Source organism: Mesobacillus maritimus (genome assembly GCF_023715205.1).
GTDB lineage: Bacteria > Bacillota > Bacilli > Bacillales > Cytobacillaceae > Mesobacillus_B > Mesobacillus_B maritimus_C.
Map to the genome: position 1 here is coordinate 1 of NZ_JAMBNR010000124.1, position 260 is coordinate 260.

Sequence of the window (260 nt, forward strand, 5' to 3'; positions counted from 1 at the left end):
GGGTCTACAACCATATACTCTAATCGCCCTATTCAGACTCGCTTTCGCTGCGGCTCCGTCTTTCCAACTTAACCTCGCATATGATCGTAACTCGCCGGTTCATTCTACAAAAGGCACGCTATCACTCATTAACGAGCTCTAACTACTTGTAGGCACACGGTTTCAGGATCTCTTTCACTCCCCTTCCGGGGTGCTTTTCACCTTTCCCTCACGGTACTGGTTCACTATCGGTCACTAGGGAGTATTTAGCCTTGGGAGAT

At 48.8% G+C, this 260-nt stretch carries 1 rRNA gene; it reads right to left on the bottom strand.

Features of this window, described 5'->3' with window-relative positions:
• Positions 1-260, bottom strand: a 23S ribosomal RNA gene (locus M3182_RS25920); the annotation flags it as partial.